Source organism: Pseudarthrobacter sp. fls2-241-R2A-127, assembly GCF_030209355.1.
Taxonomy (GTDB): domain Bacteria; phylum Actinomycetota; class Actinomycetes; order Actinomycetales; family Micrococcaceae; genus Arthrobacter.
This window is the reverse complement of record NZ_JARVSF010000037.1, coordinates 1-1277: the sequence shown is the minus strand read 5'-3', so window position 1 is coordinate 1277 and position 1277 is coordinate 1. Positions and strand designations below refer to the sequence as shown.

The 1277-nt window shown below is 62.3% G+C and carries 1 protein-coding gene; it reads left to right on the top strand.

Features of this window, described 5'->3' with window-relative positions:
- Positions 1-71: 71 nt before the first annotated feature.
- Positions 72-1234, top strand: a protein-coding gene (locus tag QRN53_RS18710) for an IS3 family transposase (protein ID WP_285245311.1) whose coding sequence is annotated in 2 segments (ribosomal slippage) — positions 72-350 and positions 353-1234 — 1161 coding nt in all. Because the reading frame shifts where the segments join, the coding sequence is not laid out codon by codon here.
- Positions 1235-1277: the final 43 nt, after the last annotated feature.

The window sequence follows — 1277 nt, the reverse complement described above, 5'->3', positions numbered from 1 at the left end:
GGGACTGCTGAAGGTTTGATTGACACTTTGCCTGTGAGGATTTGATCCTTGCGGGTGGAAGGATGTTCATCATGCCCAAAGCCTTTCCCGAAGAGTTCCGCCGCGATGTCGTCGCGGTTGCCCGCAAGGGCGAAGCGCCCATCACGCAGATCGCCAAGGACTTCGGCGTCTCACCCGCTGCCCTGCACCGCTGGATGAAGATCGCCGACAGAGAAGACGGCGTGAAGTCCGGTGCCGTGTCCGATGACGCCGCGAAGTTGCGGGAGGCCAACAAACGCATCCGGCTCCTGGAACAGGAAGCCGAAGTCATGCGCCGTGCCGTGGCCTACTTGTCCCGGGACATCAATCCAAAAAAATGATGTACCCGCTGGTCCGCGAGCTGGCTGCCAGGGACGCCCCGATCCGGGTTCCCGTGGCAGTGTCCTGCCGGGTACTGAATTTCTCCAGACAGGCCTACTACCAGTGGGCCGCCAATCCCGTCCCCGCCCGGGACTGGGAAGAAGCCCACTTGATCAACGCCGCCATCAACCACCACCGCGACGATCCTGCCTTCGGATACCGGTTCATCGCCGATGAGATCAACGCCCGTCCCGGCCCGGCCGCCAGCGAACGCCGGATCTGGCGGCTGTGCTCCCAGAACGGCATCCTCTCGGTGATCCACCGCCGGCGCCGCTCAGGGCTCAAGGCCGGCCCACCGGTCCACGATGACCTCATCGAACGGGACTTCAGCGCCACGGCACCGAACCGGAAATGGCTCACGGACATCACCGAGCACCACACCGCGGAGGGAAAGCTGTACCTGTGCGCGATCAAGGACCTGCACTCAAACCGGATCGTCGGGTACTCCATGGACGGGCGGATGAAAGCATCCCTGGCCGTCGCCGCCCTGGACCACGCCGTGGCCCTCAGGAAACCGGCCGGCACGGTGGTCCATAGCGATCGCGGGTCCCAGTTCAGATCCAGAAAGTTCGTCCTGGCCCTGAACACCTACGGCCTGCACGGATCGATGGGCCGGGTAGGGGCATGTGGTGACAATGCAGCGATGGAATCGTTCTTCTCCCTGCTGCAAAAGAACGTCCTGAACCGGAAACGATGGGACACTCGGGCGGAGCTCAGGCTGGCCATCACGACGTGGATCGAGCGCAGCTACCACCGAAAACGCCGTCAACGTGCCCTCGGACGGCTGACACCCATCGAGTTTGAGACAATAAAAAACGCGGCCTCAGCCGCGTAAGAAAATATCAACCCCAGCTGTCAACTAAACCTTCAGCAGTCCC